14 protein-coding genes and 3 pseudogenes are annotated in these 17,859 nt (G+C 36.5%); 14 read left to right on the top strand and 3 right to left on the bottom strand.

The window, feature by feature from the left end:
- Window positions 1-219: 219 nt before the first annotated feature.
- The 6 genes and pseudogenes from D3D03_RS16935 to D3D03_RS15960 form a co-directional block, all read left to right on the top strand.
- Window positions 220-1,113: an aKG-HExxH-type peptide beta-hydroxylase gene (locus tag D3D03_RS16935; RefSeq protein WP_233550723.1), complete on the top strand. Its 894-nt coding sequence runs from the start codon at window positions 220-222 to the stop codon at window positions 1,111-1,113.
- A 135-nt stretch (window positions 1,114-1,248) separates the two neighbouring features.
- Window positions 1,249-2,475 (top strand): MFS transporter, encoded by a 1,227-nt coding sequence (locus D3D03_RS15940; protein ID WP_119924096.1) that lies wholly within the window; start codon window positions 1,249-1,251, stop codon window positions 2,473-2,475.
- A gap of 74 nt (window positions 2,476-2,549) precedes the next feature.
- Window positions 2,550-4,451, top strand: coding sequence for a hypothetical protein (locus tag D3D03_RS15945; RefSeq protein ID WP_119924097.1), 1,902 nt, complete (start codon window positions 2,550-2,552; stop codon window positions 4,449-4,451).
- 159 nt (window positions 4,452-4,610) lie between these two features.
- Window positions 4,611-5,036 carry an HTH domain-containing protein gene (locus D3D03_RS15950; RefSeq protein ID WP_119924098.1) on the top strand — a complete coding sequence of 142 codons (426 nt, stop codon included), beginning with the start codon at window positions 4,611-4,613 and terminating at the stop codon, window positions 5,034-5,036.
- A gap of 54 nt (window positions 5,037-5,090) precedes the next feature.
- Window positions 5,091-5,630: pseudogene (locus D3D03_RS15955) on the top strand (IS3 family transposase); the annotation flags it as partial.
- A 53-nt stretch (window positions 5,631-5,683) separates the two neighbouring features.
- Window positions 5,684-5,902 (top strand): annotated as a pseudogene (locus tag D3D03_RS15960) (integrase core domain-containing protein); the annotation flags it as partial.
- A 277-nt stretch (window positions 5,903-6,179) separates the two neighbouring features.
- Here D3D03_RS15960 and D3D03_RS15965 read toward each other — a convergent pair.
- Together D3D03_RS15965 and D3D03_RS17035 are read right to left on the bottom strand one after the other, a co-directional pair.
- The gene (locus D3D03_RS15965) at window positions 6,180-8,279 is read right to left on the bottom strand and encodes an AAA family ATPase (RefSeq protein ID WP_119924099.1); all 2,100 of its coding nucleotides are present in this window, start codon (window positions 8,277-8,279) and stop codon (window positions 6,180-6,182) included.
- Window positions 8,280-8,728: 449 nt separating this feature from the next.
- Window positions 8,729-8,836 (bottom strand): annotated as a pseudogene (locus D3D03_RS17035) (DNA/RNA non-specific endonuclease); the annotation flags it as partial.
- 542 nt (window positions 8,837-9,378) lie between these two features.
- Between D3D03_RS17035 and D3D03_RS15970 the strand changes: the two are divergent.
- From D3D03_RS15970 to D3D03_RS15995, 6 genes are all read left to right on the top strand, one after another.
- Window positions 9,379-9,831: a JAB domain-containing protein gene (locus D3D03_RS15970; protein WP_082318459.1), complete on the top strand. Its 453-nt coding sequence runs from the start codon at window positions 9,379-9,381 to the stop codon at window positions 9,829-9,831.
- A 707-nt stretch (window positions 9,832-10,538) separates the two neighbouring features.
- Window positions 10,539-10,973, top strand: coding sequence for an NUDIX domain-containing protein (locus tag D3D03_RS15975; protein WP_026831520.1), 435 nt, complete (start codon window positions 10,539-10,541; stop codon window positions 10,971-10,973).
- A 228-nt stretch (window positions 10,974-11,201) separates the two neighbouring features.
- Entirely contained in the window at window positions 11,202-11,399 is a 198-nt protein-coding gene (locus D3D03_RS15980; protein ID WP_026831519.1) for a hypothetical protein, read from the top strand.
- A 141-nt stretch (window positions 11,400-11,540) separates the two neighbouring features.
- Window positions 11,541-12,386 carry a ComEC/Rec2 family competence protein gene (locus D3D03_RS15985; RefSeq protein ID WP_119924100.1) on the top strand — a complete coding sequence of 282 codons (846 nt, stop codon included), beginning with the start codon at window positions 11,541-11,543 and terminating at the stop codon, window positions 12,384-12,386.
- Window positions 12,383-12,607 (top strand): DUF3006 domain-containing protein, encoded by a 225-nt coding sequence (locus D3D03_RS15990; protein ID WP_026831517.1) that lies wholly within the window; start codon window positions 12,383-12,385, stop codon window positions 12,605-12,607. Before D3D03_RS15985 ends, D3D03_RS15990 begins: the two co-directional genes overlap by 4 nt.
- A 74-nt stretch (window positions 12,608-12,681) precedes the next feature.
- Entirely contained in the window at window positions 12,682-13,953 is a 1,272-nt protein-coding gene (locus tag D3D03_RS15995) for a HEPN domain-containing protein (protein ID WP_119924101.1), read from the top strand.
- Window positions 13,954-13,999: 46 nt separating this feature from the next.
- Here the strand turns inward: D3D03_RS15995 and D3D03_RS16940 are convergent, their stop codons facing one another.
- The gene (locus tag D3D03_RS16940; RefSeq protein ID WP_304465964.1) at window positions 14,000-14,119 is read right to left on the bottom strand and encodes an IS3 family transposase; all 120 of its coding nucleotides are present in this window, start codon (window positions 14,117-14,119) and stop codon (window positions 14,000-14,002) included.
- A gap of 1,256 nt (window positions 14,120-15,375) precedes the next feature.
- Here D3D03_RS16940 and D3D03_RS16005 point away from each other — a divergent pair.
- Both D3D03_RS16005 and D3D03_RS16010 read left to right on the top strand, forming a co-directional pair.
- The gene (locus tag D3D03_RS16005) at window positions 15,376-16,539 is read left to right on the top strand and encodes a hypothetical protein (RefSeq protein WP_119924102.1); all 1,164 of its coding nucleotides are present in this window, start codon (window positions 15,376-15,378) and stop codon (window positions 16,537-16,539) included.
- A 53-nt stretch (window positions 16,540-16,592) separates the two neighbouring features.
- Window positions 16,593-17,759, top strand: coding sequence for a hypothetical protein (locus D3D03_RS16010; protein ID WP_119924103.1), 1,167 nt, complete (start codon window positions 16,593-16,595; stop codon window positions 17,757-17,759).
- The last annotated feature ends 100 nt before the right edge of the window (window positions 17,760-17,859 follow it).

Here is a 17,859-nt window from a genome sequence, read left to right on the forward strand (position 1 = left end):
TAAAAAAGGAGGAATATACAATGTCAAAACAACAATCTAACATCGAGCGTTATATCAAACACTACCTTGGAGAAACTGCTTCAATGTCTATCGTAGTTCAACCACTACGTATGCAGATTCACCTCGAGAAAAAAGACGAAAAATAATCTAAGAGTAGTATATCGAGTGAGATAGTTAAGATCTCACTCGATTATACTCTTAATAAAGGAGAAACTAAGAATGACAACTTTGGTAGAAAAAACGAAAACCGACGACTATATTTCTTTTTTACATAAAACTCATATTAATAATAATATTGAGGCTATTTTTCAATTTGCATCAAGCTTCAGAACGATGGACAAAGAATTGTCTTCTAAAGAACTAACATTGAAAGAAAAATACTTCGAATCTGTAAACTTGTTACAGGATGTTTCAGTACCATACGATAACCATAAGATTCACTTAACTTTTTTTGATAAGACCTTGCAATCTAAACTTCTTGAACTAGGGATGATTGATTCAGAAGATTTAGAAAATGATAATCATATTTACTCACCAGAAAAACAAGAGCAGATTAGATATCGTATGACTCAAGCTCTTAACTTAATAAATTCACTACATCCAGAACTAGGGAATCTAGTTAATCAACTAGTAGGGACATTCTTAATTTTGAAAAAGGACTTATTCGGTGGCGGTTCAGTCTCTAACGTGTTAGGACTAATCTGGCTTAATCCTCAAGAGGAATGGACAATCATTGATTATGCAGAAGCGATCTATCATGAATTTATTCATCAAAGCATTTTCTTGGATGATATGATCAACTGCATGTTTCCTAATGCAAATGATTGTGCAAAAGAGGAAGCACTTGTCACTTCAACTATTTTAAAAATGCGTCGCCCTCTAGATCGATCATATCATGCAGCGGGTGTTTCAATCGGTATTATGCATTTGTATCATCTATTCAATGATAAATCCAAATCAGTACAATTCATAGATGATTTAAAGGTAACGCTATCTGAAATCTCTACTAAAACGGAGTTCCTAGGAGAACAGGGAATCATTGCCCTTGAGCAGATGAATAGTTTTGCTAAAAATGTTAATTACGATTTAATTACTGAATCTCTAAATAAATGAATTAGAGTGGTCAAGAGGCTTGCTATACTTTTGACCACTCTAATTCATTTATAAGATGTATAAAAAGAAGGGGTGATTCACATGTAAGCTTCATATGATCGAATAAATCCAAAAAGATCATAAGGAGGATTTCTCATGAAGAAATTTTACGCTTTATTAATTAGTCAATGGTTTGCAAACGCTGCAGACTCCTTATATATAGTTGCTTTGATTTCTTTACTCTACAAAGCCAGTGGAAGTGGTTTTTCAGCGGCTATATTTCCGATAATCGTTACTTTAGGAATGACAGCAAGCGGCTTTGTTTTTGCATTTCTAATGAAGAAACGGTCAAAAGAATTTTTATTACTCTTTACGCAACTATTAAAAACCGCAATCCTATTTTTTATTATTTTTAACAACGAAGCTTCACTACTTATTATTGGTCCTTCGGTATTCTTAATTTCATTTCTTGACGGTTTTGCTAGACCGATTCAGAGTGCTTATATACCGATTTTGCATAATGACTTAAACAAAGCAAATAGTATAGTTCAAGGATCAAATCAACTAATTCAGCTACTTATGTGGCCGCTAGGTGCAATAATCGTAAGTACTGTTTCTTCACTATTTTTATTGAAGGTTTCCGTAATACTCTACGTGATTTCAACAATAGTAACTGCTAGATTTGTGAGTTGGATGAAGTCTGATTCCAATGAAACTGATAAAGCTCTCGATGTAGAGGAATCGACTATAACATCTTCAATGTCTTTTGCTGAGAGTGTGAAGTATGTATTATCTGACAAGGTGTCCAGAAAGAACACTCTATTGGTAGCAACTGAATCACTAGCAAGTACAGCATGGATTTCAGCTATATTTTTAGTTTATATTTCTACCCATTTGAATGTAGATGAAAAATGGTGGGGAATATTAAATGCTTTTTACATGATAAGTATGATTGCATCAAGTGCAATTCTTATTAAATTAAATACTAAAAAAACTGTAATATCATTCAGTGCTTTGGTTTCTGTCATTGCTACAGTTATGTTTGGATTTGCTCCGAATGTATACTTCGCAATTTTAGCTTGTTTGATTCAAGGAGCCGCTCTTCAAGTTAGATCAATTCAAATCAATACCGTACTCCAAACGTATGTGCATCACAAAAGACTTCCATATGTATATAGTCTGCAGCAAACAGTTTATACAATCGCATTTTGTATAGGTAGCTTACTGTTTGGATTATTGTCAGATCTTATTGAGATAGAAGCAGTCTATGCATTAGCTGCTTTGATCGCTCTCATGGCAACGATACAATCCTTTAATTTAGAAAGATACCTAAATAAACTAACTAAATCAGTCGATAAAAATTTAGAAGAGCATATTGGTTAATCATAAAAGACCTTATCTTTATAGCAGATAAGGTCTTTATAATTGCTTAAGACTATGGAGGATAGATATTAAACATGGAAACAAATGATTTGAAAGAGTTAAAAGTAAATTTATTTTTTAATATTATTACAATTTTTTTATTAGTTCTATTACTGACAAGTACCTTATATGGGAAACCAATCGAGACTGATAAATTGCTAGGAATCAGTAAGTTTTTTTCGTATGACAGCCATAAAATACTGATGGATCAAACGTTTTGGGATTTTCTAGAGCAGATATTCCCATTACTGATCACTTTACTCGCTATAGCAATCTATAACTTAGCAAGTGGAATATACATTTCTAATAAAAATTCAATGCCCTTGCCTAAATTTATGAGGAAATTTGATGACCTGAACAATATAATTTCTAACAATAAAAGAATTGTGTACACTGGTATAATTATTTGTGCGATAATCCTATTTTTTTTAATGCAATATCCTAATCTTATTTACTTTTTATTACTTAGTTCCACTTGGCTTATAGCGGTTATTATATTTACTCAAACTTTCAGTGACATGTACTTGAATGTAAGTCCGACGAAAAAAAAGACTTACAAGATAATCGGAATTTTAGGCGTTTCTACAGCAGGACTTATTGTCTTATCTTTTTTTGATGAAAATAAATTAACAGCAATCTCAGTGGGGATTGTGATTCTTATGGTGTACAAAATCGTCAATCTTGTATTAATAAAGAATGATCCTGTAGGATTTGTTAAGCTAGTCAAAAGTCTGAAAAGATGGATTGTAATTTTTATCTTAATATTTTTGATCACGCAAGGAGTGTCGTTCTGGGAAATAGGTTTTTGTTTTTGTTTTCTACTTGCTGTTTTTAAAATACTCATTTCTTTAATAAAGTTAATTGGTTACTTACTAATTAACGAACACAAAATTGCTAAACATGAAAAACAAGATAGTTTAAATCAAGAAGTTATAACAACACTCATAGCACTACTTCCAAAATCAGAACAACAAGTCTTAAAAGACATATTTTTAGGTCAATTGAACAATCAGGAATATACACTACACGTAGATATAGGGTTTACGTTATTTATAAATGATTTAAATATCGATCCAACAACGCGTAAACGCATCGATATAGTGTACAAAGAAATGATTTTAGACCATTCTGAAACGTCAAAAAAACTAGGTGATATCGTTAAATATAGAAATCGTAGAAATATGCTTATTCCTATTCTAATTATTCTTACCATATTTGTAATTGAGGGATTGCTGAACTTTTATAATGTTCCCCATGGTCTTATGATTAATACGTTTAGGAAGGTAGTATACGCTGTTATTTTCTATAGATTTATCACAAGATTTATTGAGATTGGAATTGCTTTTTATTTGGATATAAAACCTACTCATAAAATGAAAAATACTGATTTATCGAGCAATGATAGAGTCGCACTAGTATTAAACAGTCTAATTGAAATCACGCTATTAGCTAGTATCTTGTATTTCGAATTCAAATTGATAGACGGAAAAATAAAAGGGTTTGATGATGTTCTTTTAATATTTGTAGAAAGTTTTAAGTATGCAACAGCTGTGGCATTCTTTAACGTTTCTTATCCATTGAATTTAGAAAATGGTATTCCTATGTTCAAAGATTTAAAACTGTGGAGTATGTTAAATACTACATACTTTGTTCATTTGATTCAGCTATTGATGAGTGTTTTGTTAATTTCATTGTCTATTAACGCATATGGATCAAAAAATTTAACAAAATCCTCTTATCGTCTAAAACAACAAGGTAAAAACATTTTTATAATTGAAGTTCTATATAATGAAAACACGGAAAGAGAAGCATTGCCTCCTACTGACCCATGGTCTTTAGAAAAAGAGCTTAAGAAAAAATGGGAGGGTAACGAGCTAGATACTGCAGCTTACGCAGAAATATTAGATCTTATTGATTTCTCATTGAAGAAAAGATGAGAATTTTATTTGTTTATTTATCAACAAAAAACGCTTTGATTCAATACATTGAACTGAACCCTGAATGGTGGACACTTGATAAAAGACCCCATTCGGGGTTTTTTGTGTTTAAAGATATCGATATACTGTACCTATTCAATTTAGACGGGAGAACTATTCATGAACAGACGTACCTTCAATCCAGATCAAATCAGACAACTTGAAGCGAATCTTCACGTAGCCTCGGTATCAGATCGTACGATTCAATACAAAGGAGAATTTAAGATTCACGCTATACATGAGAATTTAGCTGGTAAGCGACCGATACAAATCTTTGAGGAAAGCGGCTTTGACCTGGACATGATCGGTAAGCAAACGACGAACGAAGCGTTGAAACGGTGGCGGAAGACATATCGTATTTATAGAGAAGAAGGACTCTTGAATGAGAGACCTGGAAAATCAAATCTTGGAGGTCGACCGAAAAAAGATGATTCCGTCGAACGACGCCTTGCGAAAGCTGAAGCACGAATCAAGTACCTCACAGCGGAGAACGAATTACTAAAAAAGCTCGAAGCTCTCGAAAGAGAGGCAAAGTACCGAAACTAACGGCATCTGAGCGCTATCAGGCAATCAATATTGTCTTACGGAATCAATCGTCGGGTCGGAGAGGTCGCACCGAATCTTCTTCAACGTGACTTCAAGGCTACCGGTCTGAACCAGAAATGGGTGACTGACGTCACTGAGTTTCACCTGTTCGGGGAGAAGCTTTACCTCTCGCCAATGATGGACTTAGGAAACCGTGAGATCATTGCCTATACCATATCGGACCGCCCTACATATCGATTCGTTGGCGAAATGTTGGACCAGGCAATCGGGAAGCTCGACGGGAAAGCCCGACCGATTCTACATTCCGACCAAGGTTGGCATTATCAGTATCGAGCGTTCGTCGGTACGCTCCACGAGCACGGTATTACGCAAAGCATGTCCCGTAAGGGCAACTGCCTCGACAACGCAGCCATCGAAAGCTTCTTCGCCGTGCTCAAGTCAGAGCTTCTGTACCTCAATGAGTTCAATGACATGAATCACTTCAAATGTGAGCTCGAGCGTTACATCGAGTACTATAACCATCGTCGTATCAAGAGACGACTAAAAAACCTGAGCCCGGTGGAATACCGGACTCAGGTCCTCAAGGTCGCCTGACAAATTATTTATTGTCTAACTTTTTTGGTTCAGTTCATGAGATGGGAATGCTTCAATCCATGTCTCGTAGAGGAAACTGCCTGGATAATGCCCCGATGGAATCGTTCTTTGGGCACTTGAAAGATTATGTCGATTATAAATTAGCATCTGACCTCGATGAGGTCTGTGCCATGGTCGATGCTTACATTGATTATTACAATAGCGAACGAAGACAATGGAAACTACAAAAGATGACTCCGGTACAATACCGAATCCATCTCATAGCAGCTTAAAACGTTAAGGGTGCTTTTATTAAACTGTCCAAACTCTAGGGCTCAGTTCACATAGTTGAATCAAAGCGTTTTTTTTATCTCAAAGAAAATGATGTTCACGATTGTCTTTTTTCTCTAAAAACAGTGTGATTTAAACAATATGATAAAAAGATGAGTTTATAGATCTCAGAAAATAAAAGAACATTACTTATAAATTAATTTGTTAAATAGTAATCAAAAGTGTATGCAGAACGGTCGTTTTATAAACAAAAAACAGAAGGCTTGATTTTGGATTTAATTAAGATTCAAAACGACTGAATAAGTTAATCCAATAGTCCTCAGTTTTTTTATCGATATTAATTGCCTGTCTAGGATTCAGTATATTTTTTTTCATACTACGGGCTAAGTCAACTTTCCAACCCTTCTCAAGACTAATATCATTTTTATTAAAGTAGTTTTCAATTTGCGGGAGAAGGGCTTTTGTTTTGTCATATGAATCTATAAATTCTTCATCTACTCCTTTTGATAACTTGAATACATATCTTTCAATTAATGAAACTGGAATCAAATCTTCGACTTCTGCTCGTTCGAGTTGTACAATTTCGTCTATTTCAATAATACGGCTAGGAAAATCTTTATATAAGTCCTTTAGTAAACTTGATTTTTGTCCTTTTCCAGAACTATCTGAATCCAGTAAAACGAAAGGTAAAGCTTCATCTTTTCCGGACAAAAGGCTTGAGAGCGCTCGAATTCCCTTTACTCCACCAGATGGGATAAAAATCAGTTCTTCCTTTGGATGAAATACTTCTTTTCTAATTAAATATGTTTTGATCCCATTTAAGTAGTATTGATCAGAAGGACCTTCTACAATTATAATTTTACAACCTTGAAGTAGAACATCTGAAATACTTAGTCCTAATGCTGCGTGGACTGCATATACTGAATTATTTTTACTAGTCTGAGCTTCGACTGCTCTTAAATCATTAGAAGCTACTGTTTTTCCACCTTCATCTAGATAAACGACCTTTACTTGATCGACGCTATTTGTATCTACAAGAAAAGGTGAATGTGTAGTATAAATGAGTTGGTTGCTCATAGACAAGTTTTCAAAAAAGCTGGCTAAATCTTTCTGCGCTAATGGATGAAGTGAAACACCCGCCTCATCTAAAAGTAAGATAGCATTTTCATGAGTATCCTTACTCTCTACTAAAAAAATAAGATAAAAACTCAAAAACCATTGAAGACCTGTACTTCTTCCTTCTAGTGCGATCTCTTCAGGTCTCTTTTCATCTGATACCCAAATTTTAAAGTGTCTTCCATCAGCTTGGAACCGAAATTTATAATCCCCTTGCTTCCACCACATTCTAAACTCTTTTGTTAGCCTTAATCCTGCAGACTGTAAAAGTACATCTCGCTCAGCTTTTTTTTCAGCAATAGAATTAACTTCCTCCTCAGTTAAAGGTCTTTCCTTTTGATATTGATCTAGTTTGATTTCTGCACCTAATTCTAAAATTTCATCTGGATCAAGATTTACAAATTCGAATAGCACTTTCAATGTTCGAACTTTTGCTTGCATTGCAGAGGACAGGTCGTCTCTTTTCATATTATCGATGACGTGAGGAAGATAAATTTCTGAATCTAAATTTCCATAGTTTGAATAGTATACAAATTTCGGCATATGTCTTACTATAAGATTTCGTGCTTCTTGAAAACTGGATGGGCTAGGTTGTTGAGATTTTGCTAAGAGTTGCTTAAACTCTCCTTGCAGACGTTTAAGATGTGGTTGGATTTCGGATTTCTGTAATTCTTTTATAGGTATTTCAAAATTTTTGCTTATCTCTTTTAGTTCCTTATCGTCGATACGGTCTTTTTGGGACAGCATAAGTTCAGAAGAAGAGTACGCTGCCGAAATCTTATCCTTTAATCCATTTTCACTCTTTCCCTTCTCGTTTAATCCTAAAAATTCTGATTTGTAAGAAGTAAGTATGTTCTCTATTACCATAGAATCGAAAACATCTATTTTTTCATAGTTAGGAAAACCGACTGTTCTACGACCATTAAAATCTCTAGTCACTTCTGCTACTTTGACATCTTCTTCTCGACAACCAGTCAGTTCAATTAATTTTTGTATTAATGTCGAATCTGTCAAATTAAACTCACATGTTATAAATGTTTTCTGCTTTTCTAGATCTCGCCACTCGGAATACTTACTGCGAGGAATGTCTTCAAGTTTATTTACTTCTCCACCAGTAGCAGGATTAAGCTTCCATAAAGCTAGAAGTAAATTAGATTTACCTGCTTCATTGACACCTACCAGTGCAGTAACATTATCATTTTCAATCCAACCACTATTTGAGATTGAACGGAAGTTCTCGACCTTAAATCGCTTAAGTATCATTTTTGTGCATCTCCCTCAAAGAATATTATTTAATCGTTAATATTTTTTCCATATATGTTAATTATATTGTATTTCTTTCAAACACAAATGTCGAACAAATGTTTGTGCAATATTCTACCGATTGTTCCCTCAATCGGTTCTTTTGTATCCTCGAACTTAAAATGATGGACCTCCTGGTAATAGCGTTTCAGCAATCCTTTGTTTTCGGACATCAGAAACGGGATCCACTTCTTATTGCCTCGGTCTTCATAACGTATTAAAATCACTTCTTTTCATAATAAGAACATTATAAGAGCATATGTTCTTTTTATATTCCTCGTTTCTTTTGTTTTAAATCCGCTTTTTTGACATCTCATCAATATCTCTGTTGCTGGGAGACGAAAAAAGGCAGCGACGAGTACCTCGTCACTGCTTCAGTATGTTTCAGCTATTCGATTGAATAAGGAGATTCATTCTCCGACCATGCCGTCATGGTCGTTATCCCGCATATATTGATATAGCCAGTGCTTCTCCGTGATTGGCATCGCGTAGCCTGCATTCTTCGCTTCCTGGATCGTCCTGCTGCGTCGTCTGTTCTATCGTATCTTGCGTAGGCGAAGTCGTTCCGTATCCTTATCCGTACATCCTGCCATCAATAGGATGGTGAGGGGAATGGTTATGTAAGAGATTTCATATTGGTACTCCTTTTTCCTTTAGTCTGTCGTAGAGTCCTTCATTATAACGCTCCTTCTCGGTGCTTGCTTTCTTAATTGGAATCGGTGGTGCGATGAATGATCATTTCAAAGGCATGGAACAGAGCGATCCCGCTCTGTCTGATGGAAAGGGACCGCAAGCCGTCCTGTTTCCGTACTCTAGCTCGCTTCTCGTCGGCGCAAGGGCCATCAAAAAAAGCCGCTGCCGTTCCTCGTCTTCCTCCACGTTTTGGCTCAAAGCAAGCTTTTCGCTCGCGGGCTTCGGAAGCCTTCGTCCCGGTACGCTGTCCGCTTTTTTTGATCTTTCCCTGTGGTCACCCTTGCGCCGTCTCACGACGCTCGCTGCGTTCCCGTCAACAGGACGGCACCGTGTCGGACTGCATCCCATTCGCGAAAGGAGCTTTTCCATGAAACTGACTACACTCGTTGAAATCACTCGTATCCGCCAAGAGGTCCGGGAACCCGATGTCGCGCTCGAGACGACGCACATCACGTCACCCGAGGACGCGTTCTGTGTCGCGAAACGCTTCATCCAGGACGATGACCGGGAAGTATTCCTCGTCATCCTACTCAATACAAAGAACCGTGTCATCGCCGTCCATCGGGCGCACGTCGGAAGCATCAACTCAAGCGTCGTCCACCCTCGTGAAATTTTTAAGTCCGCCATCCTCAACAATGCGACGTCGCTCATCGTCAGTCATCAGCACCCGAGCGGTGACCCGCATCCGTCACGGGAGGACATCGAGGTGACAGAACGGCTCGTCGAGGTCGGGCGTATCGTCGGCATTCAGCTTCTCGACCACATCATCGTCGGTGCGGGAGAAGAATACGTCAGTCTGAAAGCGCAAGGTGTCCTGTAAAGGAATGGTATAGCGTAGACGGACGGGACAACCCCGTCCTGTCCGCGCGAGGGCATGGACGAAAAACGGCATCGTTTTTCTTTGAAGAAAGCACGAGCGAATATGGAATTGATTTGTCCCAAATCCAAAGGCGGTGAGAAACCCGCAGTGGATCCATCCACTGCGGGCAAGAGTCTGTGCATGGACTTCTCTATAGGGAAGAGTGACATTAGTGAGGTAGTGGTGAGTCTAGTAATTATTGAATGGATGGAGGTCTATAGACGGATAGCTGATTTAGATTGATTGATTATGACGTAGATGTTTCTGTCTAGTCTTTCTATAGTCATGTAGAAAACAAAAGAGCTTTCGAGCTTATGCGTGAGGCTGTAAGCTGCACGCAGCAACATCCTCATCGCACCGCTGCCCTCCTGTCGGACCGATAACGAGAGCTGCCAATCACTGGTGTGAGGCATCTCTACGTTCCTGTTCCTTGCGACACAGGGCACGGAGCGTAAGAAGATAATAAAATAAGTTTTTGGTAAACAAGGAATGAAGTAAAGAAGAAAGAATCCCATTTTGACATCGCGGTTTAGTCAATGCGAAGTGAAAAATAATAGATACACGATTCATTTTTAGTCTATATTCGCTTTACTTTTTATCCTTTATATTAGATTAGGAATAGTAAGGTGATTATTTCGACAAGGCATAATAACCAAAGGAGAAACACTTTGAAACGTATAGATGTAGCTTCAGCCCTGATTCATGATGAGAATGGGAAAATATTATTGGTAAAGAACGTCAAAGGCGACTCTTTTTACTGGAGTCCGCCAGGTGGAGCTGTGGAAAAAGACGAGACACTAGAAGAGGCGGTTATTCGTGAAGTGAAAGAAGAGACGGGGTTTGAAAGTAAGGTCACCGGTATGCATTCCGTTAGAGAAGTCTTCTTCTCGGAGAAGGGACATCACGCATTAATCATTACCTTCTTCGTTCAGATCATCGGTGGAAGCATCGATATCATGGATCCGGATCAAAAAATCACAGATGTAAGGTGGGTGGATTACCAAACCGCGAAAGAACTTATGCCTTCATTGTTTGAAATGCTAAGACTGGATGCTGACATGAACAAGACGCCTGCATTCTATGAATTCGAGGGAGTACGTTGAGTATTGTTAAACATTGAGATGATTCTGAACAGATCACCAATGAAGAAGTGACGTTATTATCTGGAATTATAGTCATTTTTTGGAGGATGCGTTGAAAAACCACTTGAATTCCTGATTAATGCCTTTGTTGATTCAGATAACGTTTACGCTTATTTGAATCAATGCAGTTCGTACAGCTTTACTCCCGATTTTATGCTGTATTCAAGCAAACTAGGGAGGAGTGAGGCAATGAGTACGGTTTTAATGGATGAGGAATCTAAAAAATGGAGCGACATGATGGAACAGTCGCAAAAGGTGACGATACTCGATGCACAAGTTCGATTGGTGCGAGAAGTAGATGGTTCGATCGAGCATGTGACCTGGTTCGTTGATGTCGATGTACTGCTCGCTTTTATTCAGCAACACTATCTGGAGCAGACCTCTTGAAGGTCTGTTTTTTTATGTGCTCTGTCGTTGGAATACTGCACCTAGCAATAAAAAGTAACAGGTGGGAAATATCCCCAACTTTATCCTGATGTTCATTGTATAATGAAAATAACTTACGAATAGAGAATGGAGCGATGCAAGATGAAACGAAAATGGATGGGTGCTAGCCTGGCACTCACGAGTTTTGGTTTATTAGTAGGACCTTTACAGAGCGCGGAAGCGGCGACGCCTAAAATCAAGGTTCACTACATCGATGTCGGACAAGGTGATGCGATCTACATCAAGATGCCGAGTGGTGAGGACATCGTCATGGACGGTGGGAACAAAGGGAAGGGAGATGAGCTCGTCGCCTATCTGAAGAAGCAGAAGGTCGGCGACATCGAGATGCTGATCTCAACGCATCCGGATGCGGATCATATCGGTGGACTCGATGAAGTCCTCGATTCGTTCAAGGTCAAGAGTGTCTATGCCCCAAAGGTCAAACACACGACGCAAGCCTATAAGGACTTCTTGCTGGCCGTCAAGCGCGAAAAGCTGACAATTAATACAGCGAAGGCGGGTGTCTCGCTTCCTGTTAAAGGCGTCAAAGCACAGTTCGTCGGACCTGTGAAGGATTATACCATGAGTGATCTCAACAACTGGAGTGCCGTCCTACACGTCGCCTATAAAAAGAATACCTTTCTCTTCACGGGAGACGCGGAACTGAAGTCGGAACAGGATATGATTGCAAAGAAAAAGACGTTACGTGCAGATGTCCTTAAGGTCGGGCATCATGGTGCGAAGACATCAACGAGTGCGACGTTCCTGAAGTACGTCAAGCCGAAGTATGCCGTCATCAGTGTCGGAAAGAATGCGTATGGACATCCGACGAAGGAAGTCGTGACGAACCTGAAACGCGCGAAGGCGACGATGCTGTGGACGGATAAGAGCGGGACAATTGTCTTCGAAGGGAACGGATCGTCCTACACGATTAAGAAATCAAAATGACGAAACGAAAAGGAATCATCGACCGGATTGAGGGGAAGTGGGTCGTCGTCGAGTTCGACGATGGGATGCGCGACATCCTTATTTCTCGCTTCCCGATGAATGTAGAGTCAGGTGATGTCATTTGGATTGATGAGTACGGTCACATCGAGAAGGACGATCATGAACGGCAGCGACTCTCTAGCGAAATCGATGAATTAATGGAAGAGCTATGGGAAAATTAATCTTACCTTTAAAAAGTGTTAAAGTATGACTGCTATTTTTGTTAACATTTAAATTTTAAGAGGGAGTTGGTTTTTTGAGTAACCAAAAAATAAATGTAGAATATTTATTAATATTAGAAGGGAAAGACAATTTTTGTTCTAATAACTTAACTTTTGATAATTTTTTAATGACTAACTCAGATTTAAGTTTAAAAGGAGATTATATCGAATATAAAGAACTAAAAGTAGAATATAAAGTCCAATTTGAAGAAATGGAGGATAATAAAAGATCAATTCATGTTTATTTTAGTTGTGAGAATGAAGTTGATATCAACCAATATGAGCAATTTTTAAGAGTCATTAGAAGTGTTTTTTATAAAATAAGCAAAGATATTCATACTTTAAGAGATGATATAAGCTTTCACTATGCGCAACTTGCTTATCCTAAAATTCATCAAACAGAAAATTTGATGAGGAAATTAATAACGAAATTTATGATTATAAATGTTGGTCTTAGTTGGACTGAAAAACATGTTCCAAAAGAAGTAAAAGATGCTCCGGGAAATTCAAAAGAAAAATCAAATGTTAATTATCTTTATACTTTAGATTTTATTCAACTATCAAATATATTATTTAAAGAATATTCACCTTTTAATACTAGTGAGCTTTTGGAAAAAATTAAAAATTCCGATAATAATGATGATGTCCCTTTAACTTATTTAAAAAAATTCGTACCTGCGTCCAACTGGGAAAGATATTTTTCTGAAATTGTAGACAGCGAAGCGGAATATTTGAAAAATCGATGGACTGAATTATATTCTTTTAGAAATCAAGTTGCTCATAATAATATTTTGAGTAAAGATGATTACGAAAAAATTGATAGATATGTAACTGAAATTAAAGAAAAGCTCGACAAGGCAATAAAAAATATAGATAAAATTAAAGTATCTGATGAAGAAAAAGAGATTATTTCCAGCAACATTATATTAGAAGATAAAAATGATGTTTTACCAGAATTTAATTCAGAATTTAATACGTTGAAAAAATATTTCCTTAATTCGTACTGGATAGTAGATGAAATATTAGCAAAAATAATTCTTAAAAATCTTAATGAATCTATTGATAAAGATGAATTAATGGAAATTGTTAATTCATCACTAGAAGAAAAGGTAGAGAAGCTAGAAAAAGAAGAGGTTTTAGTTAATGAAAAATTATTACTTGATTTCAAAAATATAATTAGAGTAAGAAATTTTTTAATTCATGTTGAAAATAGTGACATAATTGAAGAAAATGACATCATAGGAATGCGTAATTCAATTAAAAAGTTGAAAAGGTTAAAAACCTATTTAGAAGCAATCTATGTTTAAATGAACTGCTCCCTGTGAAGTAGACAGGATAAATAATAAAAATTCCTTAAACGGTTTGAACTCGGTATTCTAACTGGCTCAAGCCGTTTAATCGCTGTTGATAGCGCTCTTTATTGTAAAAGTAGATGTACTTTCGGACCATAAACAGGACTTCGTCGAACTCCACAAACTTATTTAGATAATAACTTTTACCTTTCAGCGCTCCCTAAAAGGATTCCATCATCCTATTATTAAGTCATTTACCAACACGAGACATGCTTTGTGTAACACCTGTCAAGCCTGTTATGTGACGAAACATATGCGAAGTATATTGAAATCCTCGATTACTATGAAGCTAGATACGACTTCCAACTGCGCCCTGTCGGGCGAGTTCGAGCATATCGAACACGAACTGATTATCTTTATAGTGCCCAAGAACTAAAGCGCAGATGGATTCATAATATAGGTCCAAAATGGCGCTCAAATACACCTTCTAAGAATCAACGTACTTCAATTTCGTGACATCCGTCTCCCATTTTTGATTCGGTCCTGCCATGTTGAAATCACGGTTCGGGATGTTTTCGGCGTATGACGCAATGAATACCGGCGACGGACACGCTTCGCGTTACGTTTTTTCTGAAACGATGTTTCAAGTTCAATGTCATTCGTCGATAGCCATAGATTCCTTTCAGCGAAAGGGGGATCTAGTTCAACTCTTCGATGATGTTCATGTTCTCAGTCTCATGTGCTTTTCGGTATACCTATACGACGCAACCACTCACGGATCAGTTCGCGCTATCCCGAATTCTTTCGCCACACCTTGGTATCCGTCTCATCCCGTCAGATAACGCTCATCATGTTCACGCGTATAGCCGAGCTGCTCCTTTGCAATGGCAACATAAGCAATCGCTTGATTACTAGAATAATCATTCCTCTACCTTAATCATATTGTCATACCATGCCTTTTCGAGTACTCGTTCGGTCTCTTTACTTACGACTTCTGTATTCAGAATATGATGATATGGTCTCATCGCATCATCGAGGAAGCGGAAGTATTGGCTGATTGGTTCTTCGCTGGGGATGACGAGTGTATAGGTGACTGTTTCATGATTGTCAAAATCACGGCCATTGGCTTTCGTGAACAGTTCTAAGAAGTTCGTTTGCAGTTAGCCGGATAGTATTTGTCTCGAAGTAGCGAGAGGCGAAGAATCTGTTGGGGTACTTTGTGAAGACTCTGGGTAATTTGCAGCGTGAAGAGTTCAAGTCTATGGTCGTGGACTTTGTTCATGAGGATGTATTGTAAGAAATCGAGGAACAAGAGTGTTATGTGTCTGTTTGTGAGGAAAAATCTTCTCTTAGGAAACCAGTGTGGAGTCATGAGGTGTATCGACGTGTGATGAATCTCGTTTCAGTGCAGTATAGAGCTGTTTAAGGGGGAGTAAAGTGAAGAAAATTAAAGATTGGTGGATAAAAATAACAAGCGCAAGTGTTTTGTGGATAGTTATTCCTGTTTCGCTAGCAATTATAATTACAACACTTTATTTTATATGGCCGATTAACTTTAAAGACGAATTATCTGTAAAGATAATTCAAGTCAGCATTACAGCATTGGCTGCCACTGTAGGTATAGGAACTGTTATAAACTCCTCAAAATCAATGGAGTTAACTAAAAAGAAAGATCAACGAGAGCAGTCTGCTCATATTATGCTTCTATCTTACACAGGACAGGTAGGATTAAGTGCACCTATGTACGATGATCATATAAAATATAGACTACCAAAAATGAAAATTAATCCTATTAATCGCACTCATGCTGATAAAAATTTATTTCTTGTAAACGAGGAAGCAACTGAACTAAAAAATAGAGAAACTCTTTTAGAATATGCACACTCTTTATCAAGCAAACGCGTTAATTTTGATAAAGAGTCAGAGAAAACTTTAAAATTGATGAATACTGGGAAAGGCGCAAGTGTCAATGTAGAAATTATCTTTTCGATTAGTAATATAGATGAGTTGAACAATTATTCTATGAAATTCCCAAGTCAGCATATCGAAAGCGATACAGATCATGTTGCATATTCGATAAATATTGAAAAATCAGGTGAAAGATACGAAATTTCTTATCAAGACGCAAGACTATCAAATTTGTTTGAACAGAACCTGCTTACTAATGAGGAGGTTGATTCCGAGAAAGCTTTTAATTATTTAGTAGATAAGGAATATGGAACGCTTTTTAAAGAGGTTATAATGCCAGGTGAAAATTCAGAAATCTTGATTCCACATCCATTTTATATGTTGTGTAAGCATTATATTGTAGTTCAAGCAATAAAAAATAAATATGGGAATAATCCTTTGTATCGTAATGAATATGACAATATTCTTAACACGCATTTTATTAAGCCTATAGGAGAAATTAAAATATCTTTTATGGATGAAAACTTAATTAGAACAGGTAGCTACGATCCTGATTCTAGACAAGAGTTAATTTATTCTTTAGAACTAAAAGACACTAGATTTGAAATACAGAAAAATGGATATATAGGATTCTATCTCGAAGCAAATTTAAAAGAACCTCAAAGAACGCAGAAAAAACGAGCCTACCGTTAAGTAGACTCGTTTTTTAGAAGGATTTAATAAGATATTTAAGAGGAGAGAAGCGCGTGAATAAAATAAGAAAAGCTAGTGTTCTTTATTTTGTTATACCTATTTGTTTGGCCATTGTTATCTTTATTCTTTGGTATGGTTATCCTTTTAAGAAGTTTACCAATCAAAATTTAAAAGTTTATCAACTTGCTCTTACTGCTTTTGCAGCTACGGTTGGTATAGGAACAGTAGTGAATTCCTCTCGTTCTGCTGACACAGCTTTGAAATCAATAGAATTAGCAACAAAAAAAGAATCAAGAGAACAGTCTTCCCATCTGATCATAAGTTCTACTCTTACAAAGTTTGGAGTAAGTCCTCCAATGTATGAAAATGAGTTTGAATACTCTCCTTCTGGACTGTTTAGCGCCTTCTATAAATCTATAAAAGATAAATATGAGGAAGAGGACAAAGAAACAGAGTACATTGTTATCGAAGAGAGCGCTGAAAAAACAGTACGTACTTTAAGATCGAAGAAATTAATTCAAGATAATCCTTTTAATCACATGGGTATTCTTAATATAGGTAAAGGTTCATGTATTAATTTAGAAATTTCTTTCGAATTTATGAATAAAGAAGATTTTAAAGACTATAGTGTTTCACTGAAAAGGGATACTTCTACACCACAAGGCACTTCTTTTTATCCTTCTTATGATTTAAATGTATTAAAAAATGAAAAGATTTTCTCGATTGAAATTATTGATAATGCTGTTAAACATTACTTGAAATTATTTAATAACGAAAATTTACAAACAGGTGCTTTTACAAAGGCTAATTTCACATTCGAAAATTCAAAACAAATTAGGTATGTTAACTTCATTAATTCTACAGATGAAATTGTTTATAAAATTCCAAATGACTACATGATTCTTTGTAAGCATTATGCAATTTTACATTACTATAAAAAGTTAAATAAGGTCGGGAAAATTCCTTCTTTTGTTTATCCTAATATTGAACATTTAATTTTGTCCGACGTTATTAAACCTCTGGGGAGGCTAACAATCAAATACTATGATGAAGAAGTGGTAAAAGAAAATTATTATCATGATTTAAAAAAGAAAGAAATAAACTTCGATATAGTCATAAAAGATGAATCAATCTCCTTAGAGGATAGAAATTTAAATTTTTACCTTGAAATTATACCTGTGCCCGTAAAAGCAATTTATAAAACACAAAAAAAGACCTAAACTAGATCGGTTCGTTTTTTGTGTTTTAAAATTAATGTTTAAGCGACTTTTATAGGCTTCTTTCACAGCTCCAAAAAGTTTGTCGAGCTTTTTATTTGTC

Origin of the sequence: Exiguobacterium sp. RIT452, assembly GCF_003598705.1 — a bacterium.
Lineage (GTDB): Bacteria > Bacillota > Bacilli > Exiguobacteriales > Exiguobacteriaceae > Exiguobacterium_A > Exiguobacterium_A undae.